At 31.5% G+C, this 7,507-nt stretch carries 6 protein-coding genes; 2 read left to right on the top strand and 4 right to left on the bottom strand.

The window, feature by feature from the left end; genetic code table 11:
• Window positions 1-616 (top strand): transposase (locus JJD95_RS18875; RefSeq protein ID WP_291644847.1); only part of this gene is annotated, 616 nt, incomplete at its 5' end.
• A 78-nt stretch (window positions 617-694) separates the two neighbouring features.
• Here the strand turns inward: JJD95_RS18875 and JJD95_RS18870 are convergent.
• Entirely contained in the window at window positions 695-1,312 is a 618-nt protein-coding gene (locus tag JJD95_RS18870; RefSeq protein ID WP_291644846.1) for a carboxymuconolactone decarboxylase family protein, read from the bottom strand.
• A gap of 308 nt (window positions 1,313-1,620) precedes the next feature.
• Window positions 1,621-2,187: a CD3073 family putative ECF transporter S component gene (locus JJD95_RS18865; protein ID WP_291644844.1), complete on the bottom strand. Its 567-nt coding sequence runs from the start codon at window positions 2,185-2,187 to the stop codon at window positions 1,621-1,623.
• A gap of 214 nt (window positions 2,188-2,401) precedes the next feature.
• Between JJD95_RS18865 and JJD95_RS18860 the strand changes: the two genes are divergently transcribed.
• Window positions 2,402-2,899 (top strand): CD3072 family TudS-related putative desulfidase, encoded by a 498-nt coding sequence (locus tag JJD95_RS18860; protein ID WP_291644842.1) that lies wholly within the window; start codon window positions 2,402-2,404, stop codon window positions 2,897-2,899.
• Window positions 2,900-3,282: 383 nt separating this feature from the next.
• Here the strand turns inward: JJD95_RS18860 and JJD95_RS18855 are convergent, their stop codons facing one another.
• Both JJD95_RS18855 and JJD95_RS18850 read right to left on the bottom strand, forming a co-directional pair.
• Window positions 3,283-6,219 carry an AAA family ATPase gene (locus tag JJD95_RS18855; RefSeq protein WP_291644840.1) on the bottom strand — a complete coding sequence of 979 codons (2,937 nt, stop codon included), beginning with the start codon at window positions 6,217-6,219 and terminating at the stop codon, window positions 3,283-3,285.
• On the bottom strand, window positions 6,209-7,345 hold the full coding sequence (locus tag JJD95_RS18850) for a DNA repair exonuclease (protein ID WP_291644838.1): 1,137 nt from the start codon (window positions 7,343-7,345) through the stop codon (window positions 6,209-6,211). Before JJD95_RS18850 ends, JJD95_RS18855 begins: the two co-directional genes overlap by 11 nt.
• Window positions 7,346-7,507: the final 162 nt, after the last annotated feature.

Raw genomic sequence — 7,507 nt, 5'->3', positions numbered from 1 at the left:
TGTTTTAGTAGAATATTATATTGAAGAAAAACAAACACCTTCAAATATTATTTTAGGTTTAGATTATTCTCAACATGATTTTTATGTAGATAGTGAAGGTAGAAAAGCCAACTACCCTAAATACTACAGAAAGTTAGAGAGCAAACTAAAACTGCAGCAAAAAAGGTTAAGTATGAAAATACTAAAATCTAATAACTGGATTAAACAAAAAAAGAAAATATCTAACCTTCAAAATAAAATAGCGAATCAAAGATTAGATTGGCTACATAAAAAATCCTATAGATTAGCTAACACTTTTGATGCAGTAATAGTTGAGGATATAAACCTAAGAGCAATGGCTCAAACATTAAAATCAGCTAAAAATCTTACCGATAATGGTTTTGGTATGTTCAGAAGTTTTCTAAACTACAAATTAGAAGATAAGGGAAAACAACTTATCAAAGTAGATAAATGGTATCCCTCATCTAAGACTTGTAGTAGTTGTGGAAATATAAATGAAAATCTGCAGTTAAAGGATAGAATATATATCTGTGAATATTGTGGTCTTAGTATAGATAGAGACTTCAATGCCAGTATAAATATAAAAGAGGTTGGTTCTACCTTGCTAGCTTGGTAAATTTATCTCCGCTAGGAGATACTACCCAAGAAGCTTCCACTTCTATAAGTGGAAGTGAGTTCACGCATTCTCCTTCTATTAGTCACATTTTTCAAAAGTAATGATAGGAATTTTAGCTATATCAGAAATCAAACCATGAATAAAAGCAACCGGCAAAAATATTATAATACTTAAAATCATACTTATTTCATAAAATAGACTACTTTTTTTAATAGGTTTGCCCTTTAGACGGCTACGGAGTGCACTAAATGGTATGCCATAAACGTTTCCAACCATAATCATACGAATTGCGCCTAAAATTCCTAGTGCTTTCTTTATCCCATAGACTTCAACGATACGCTGCCATGTATCACTTGTAGGCTTTCCTCTGTTATCAGCATAGGTTTGAGCAAAAAATATAGCTGAAACCTCCTCAACTGGAATATTTTGAGTATTACCTGTCAAGAGCTTCTGTATCTCTTCATTACTCATTCCCATCTCTAGAGCCATTTTTGTATGTTCAAATGAACATATTTCACAACCATTAACCTCCGTCACAGCTAACATAATTTTTTCAATAAAATCAGCAGTAATTAGCTTGTTTTTCTTATTTCTTTTCAAATATTTGATTGTTCTTAATCCCTTATATAGTGCTACATAAGCCTCTTGAATCGAATATATTTTTTTATAAAACACTTGTCCCATTTTTATAACCATTCCCTTCTCTATACTAAATATACAATATATTGTAAACCATTAGTTTCATATTTAATAGTCTATATTGTTAAAATTATACCTATGTGGGGTATCTAATACTAGATTAACATAATCAAAACTTAACGTCAACAACTATTTAAGCAACACAGCTTGTCTGTTTCACTTCCAATCTGTGTAAGGGATCAGACCCTTGTCAAAAGCTGGAACAGTTTTTGTTGCTATTTATAAAAATATTACTCTAAAATTGTATAAAAAAATAATGGATAAGCACTAAATGCCTATCCACTTTCTCTAACCCAAAGTATCCACTACATTTTACCTTCCAAAAGTCTATCTTTGCTTAACTGCCTTGGCATCTCCTTTATTAATACCCATACTAGAATACAAGAACCAATTTTGTCTAATAAGTTACTTGAGATTTTAGAAATAAAGGAAGCTACAAATATATTGTTTCCCACTTCTTTTAGCCATATAAATATTAAGTCTGTACCCGTCCCAGTTAATCCTCCATACACCCAAATGCCTATAGGTGTACCTATTAATGGACAAATCACGCTTAAAATTAGACCTGTGACTATAGCTGTAACTAAATTAAATTTGTATTTCTTAGCTATAAAACCTACTATTAATCCTACTGCAACACTTACAATAAAAAAAGGTATATCTTTTGGATTAAATATTATTCCGGTAATTATATTAGTTAATGCACCTACTGCAGCACCATACCATGGTCCAAAATACACTGCAATTAATATTGTTCCTATCGTATCTAAGTATAATGGCAATTTAAAACTACTAGTAACTATTCCAAGTACAATGTTCAATGCAATGCATACTGCGCAAAATATCATGATATATAATTTTTTATTTCTCACATTACTCATCCTAGTTTTTGCTTTTCTATATTAAATTATATATTCAACCTCTCAATAAGTCTAATTCATAATTCCAATAAATCAAGCTTTACCTATAGAGGAAAGAAATGTATAATCTTTATGTTAAATAAATATGTTACAATTTATATTAAGATGAAAAAGTCAAAATAGTAGTAATAGATATACTTGAAAATTTATTATAGGATGTGAAAAAATGCTTAGAGATAAAAAATTAATTTTACTTAGTCATTGCATATTAAATCAAAATTCTGTTGTGCTTCCGCTAGCTAGATCAAAAGGTGGATTTCTAATAGCTAAGTCCCTTTTAGATCAAGGATTAGGCATAATTCAGCTTCCCTGTCCAGAATTTAAATTTTTAGGACCTCAAAGAAAGCCTATGAATAAAAAAGAATATGATAGCCCTGAATATAGAATTTTATGTAGAAATCTCTTTACCCCTATTTTAGAAGACATAAAAAAATACCTAGCACAGGGTTATTCTCTTGTAGGTATAATAGGAGTAAATGAAAGCCCCACCTGCAGCATTACTGGTATAAGGGGTATCTTCATGGAAGAAATAATTGCTATGCTTAAGGCACAATCAATTAGCGTAAACTACTTCGACATACCCCCAGACTATTCAGGAGAGATTAATTTCACCGAATTATATGATAATCTTAAAATCAGTTTAAATATAAATTCTCTGCTTTAAATGTTTTTTCTTCAGGTGTTTTGTAATTAGTAACCATAAACTTCTAGTTTTTATTGCTTCCTCTGAGGTCGTATCAATAACTAGAAGTTATTCTTTGATATTTCTATACAGACTATAAAACTTTCTCTTTTTGAATGCTTTACATATATTATAGTATAAATTTGTCTATTTATCAAAATTACACCCTGAAATTGCATAAAAAAATAACCACCTTAATTTAATATGATGATTAATTGTTTTAGCAAAACAAATTGCTTAAGTAAACAAGTGCGTCACCGCACATGCTCCTCAACAAAACCGTACGTGACCTACTAAGGCATACGGCTCTTTGCAATATATTAAATTTTAGTTTTTTTTCATGTTCCTTTAAAGTTTAATTTATATTAGATGTTAACTACTTCAGTATTATAAGGCTTTGAATTATCTATAATATGCTTATGACAAGTGAACAATAACAGTTGGAATTCCTGTCCTTTTTCCTTAGCATAATCAGATATAAATTTTAAAGCTGCATCCATTCTTTCGTCGTCATACTGCATCATCACATCATCTAAAAATAAAGGTAACATAACGTTTTTATCAGAAATTAGTTCTGTAATGGCGAGTCTTAATGCTAGATAAGCCTGATCAACTGTTCCACCACTTAAATATCTCCATTCTCTATAATGAATACCTGATTGAATTGAAATATCATAATCCTTTGTAACAAGTATGTTCCCATATTTGCCATTAGTAAGACTATTGAATATTCCAGCTGTCTTCCTGTTAAGTTCTGGTCCAAAACTCTGGCGCATCTCGTCTGTTGCCTCTTGCATTACCTGTGATGCAATTTTTAGGCAATTAAAGTAGTTTTCCTTTTCATTTACCTCTTTGCTCTTTTCATCTATTTCTTCTTGAACCTGACTTAAGTTTTTATCCGGTGTTTTAATTTTTTTCTGTAATTCAAAAAATTGTTGATCTAGATTTTCACCAGCAAAGTCTTTTTCTTTTTGCTGCAGTTCTTCTACTTCATAGCTATCTACACCAACTTCTTCTAGTTCTTTAATTGATGGTTCAAGTTTACTTATTTCCGACATTAAATATTCCAGTGAAGGTGTATTATATCCCATCCCCTTAGCAATATTAAGTGTTTCATCTTTTTCTTTTTCCAATTGAGTAACTTGCTGCCAAAGCTTTTGTGTTAAAAGTTTAGCCTCTTCATAGCTTTGTACAATTTCGTATTCCTTCACTTTAATTGAAAATTCTTCAACTTTCTTTAAGTATTCATGCTCCGCCTCAGTTATAACTGTTCGATTTTTAGAGTCAGAAGCATACTCTAAATATTTATTTTCAAACTCTTCTACTGAAAGGCAGGATTTTTCTTTCATTTTTTCTTCAAGATTGATTCTCAAAGCATCGCAAAGTTCTTCAATTCTAGATCTATATTCTCTAGCAACAGCTTCCTCCAAATTTTCTTGTTGTAAAACTGTAATTTTAACATCTTCCTCAAGACTTGAATCCTCCGAGTATTTTTCAAGAAGGTAGTTACTTTCTTTAAGATAAGTTTCTTGCCTAACATTAAGAAGATTTAATGCCATCTCTTTCTCGTTTGTTAATCCTTGAACCTTACCTAGAGAATTTTGATAATTGTTGCTTCTTTCTGTCAAAGATTCTATCTCTTTTTCCATACCAACAATAGTATTTGCGATATCTGATATTTTACTTTCATACTCTTTAGTTTTTTCAGTAATTAACGCTTCTTCTTTATCGTTTTCTTCCCTTCGAGTTTTTAATTCCTGTTCTATGCTATTTATATCGTCATGATTAGTATCTTTTTGTGTTGTCTGATTTTGTTTATTCGACTTAACTGCACGCACACCCATAATAATTGCAATAATAACTCCAATTAAAGCCGGAGGTATAACTACCGAAAGTATTATAGAAATAATACCTATTACAATGCTAAGTGTTAGTAATGGATTTTTCTTTTTACTTTTTTGACTTCCAGTATCTTTTACCTGGGACTTAATTAATAGTTTTTCACTAGTAAAATTAATCCACTGCTCCCTTAGCTGTTTATCAGAGTTCCATCGAAGTTTTTCCCTCTCAAAATTATTGATAAGGTTCTCCTTTTCATTAACATTAATATTTTTTTCATCTTGGTACTTCTGGAACTCTTCATGAAATTTTTGTAGTTCTTTAACTAGGGCTTCTTCATTTTTTAACAGTGTTTCGGAAGCTTTGCGATCATTTTTTGCTTCTATATAAGAAGTAAGAACTGGAATAAAGTCTTCATCTATTCTTTTTAATAGCTCCTTAAGTTTTTTTTCCTTTAGGACTAGCTCAATCAGATGTTTATACTCATCTTCCCTAATAGGAATTAGATTACCTTCATTCCTAAGTTCATTATCAATTGAACCCTTGAGTTTTTGAAGGCTGCCCTTTGTTTTCTCACTTTCATCCATTAAAGAATTACAATCTTCTAAAAACCCTGTAAGACTCTCGTATGGAATATCTTCTTTTTCTAATGTTTTTTCTAATTCAGTATATTTAGTTATCTTTTCAATAAGGGAAGTAAGTTGCTTAAATTTATTTTTATCTATGTTTAATTTTAATAAGTTTCGGATATTTTTTTGCTGCTTTAGCTGTTCTTTCAAACGATGATATTTTTCCATATTTTCCTGTTGTTCACTCTCTAGCATCTGAATATCAGCTCTTTCATTTTGCAATGATTCAAGTTCATTTTTAGCCTCTATAAAAATCCCTTTTTTTCGATTTTTTGACTCCATATCTAAAGTTGCATCATTAAGACGATTCATTACCTGTTGCTGTGAAATATTTTCATCTCCTGAGAGAACTAGGTTTGATATTAGTTTTTCCGAAACTTCATCACTTTTGCCATTTGCTGAGAAGCTTCCAATCTGGCTTATAAAAACACTTCGTTCAAATCCAGCTAAATCAAGTTCAAAAAATCTTTTTCCAACTTCCTCATTCTTGCCAAGTGATACCGTTTCACCTGTACCCATTTTAATTAACTTCACTTTATCAGCACCAGGAGTAGCACCTATATCTTTCTGCAAACGATACGATATTCCACCCTGTTCAAATTCAACAGCACCATTCATCATAGAACCATCCCATGGCTGGTATTTCTTCCTTAAATTTTTATCGATATCTCTTCCTCTTTCAATTTTGCTATAAAACATCATTTTAATAAATGCCATAAGGGTTGATTTTCCATCTTCATTCTTGCCGTATACTATCTGAAATCCATCTTTTAGATCTAATTCGTAATCCTTGAACTTACCGAAACTACCAATCTGCAATTTACTAATCTTCACTATATTTTACCTCCCCGAAAAATGCCTTTACTCCGAGTCTAAGTGCTATGTTTAAATCCTCTTTTTTACTAGGAGCTGCATCATTTATCCGTTCCATCATTTTTCGCATAAAAATATTCCGAAGGGTTGTCTCTGTTGAAACCGAATCAAAATCAATTTTTATTGTTGTATGATCTTTAATTTTAATGAAATATACTTCATCAAGGGTGTTTTTGATATCCTCAATATTAATACTAACATTATCCGAAATCATTCCCTTGAGGATCACTTTGTATAGATTCTCTGAGTAATTCTCCCCATATTTTGATTTCATTTTATCTAATATAATATCTACTGCCATTTTAGAATTAATAGCTTCAGAAATATCCACATGAAGTTCAATATTCATACGCTGACACATCCTGCGATATCCTAGCTTACAAAGTCCTTTGGCTACAATTCCAAGGTAAACTCCTTTTTCATCTAGTTCATCAAATCCTCTTCCCTCTGGGCATCCAGAATAAGCGTAATATGTATCACCAGTCTTTAATACCTCAGTCTGTTTGTGAATATGTCCGAGTGCCACGTAGTCCATTCTACTCTTTGACAGTTGTATTTCCGTAATTGGATTGTAATTACTTTTTTGATTTGGAGCAACGAGTTCGCCATGAATTACACAGATATTAATTAGCTCATCCCTGGTCACAGTAAAATTCTGCAACATTGAAGTTGTTACATAGGTTCCTGTAAAAGCTGCCCCCCACAGACGAACCCCTAAATTTTCAATCTCTACACTCTCTAAAGCACTTTTAAAAATAATAACATTTTCTGGCCAAAAGTCTTTTTTTAAATATGGAGAATCTTCCGTAAGAGGATCATGATTTCCTGGAGCAATTGCCACAATGGTATCCTTTAAGCCTTCAAACCCATTTTTTATCTCGCCTAACACATTATCCTCTACATGGACATTATCAAAAAAATCTCCTGCAATTAACAATATCTGAACTTGCTCTGTTTGACATAATTTTAAAATTTTCATAAAAGTTCTTTTGATTTCAGCTCTACGAGTCACAGCTTTCCTTCCGAGTGTTGTGAGCTCTGCTCCTAGATGAATATCTCCACAATGTAATATCTTTACCTGTTTCACATCTATACCCCCATGTATAATTAGAGCTTTCACGGAAACTCCTTAGCTCCTGTGATTACTCATTTTTAGCATCATTAATTTTTGTTGATTCCCCCACTTTTTTCGCATAAAACACTTGACAAGTCTGTAAAATTTTGCGGTCCTCCTCCTAAAGACATGTTT

The organism is Clostridium sp. (genome assembly GCF_016650035.1).
GTDB lineage: Bacteria > Bacillota > Clostridia > Clostridiales > Clostridiaceae > Clostridium_AD.
This window is presented reverse-complemented; position numbering and strand designations above follow the sequence as displayed.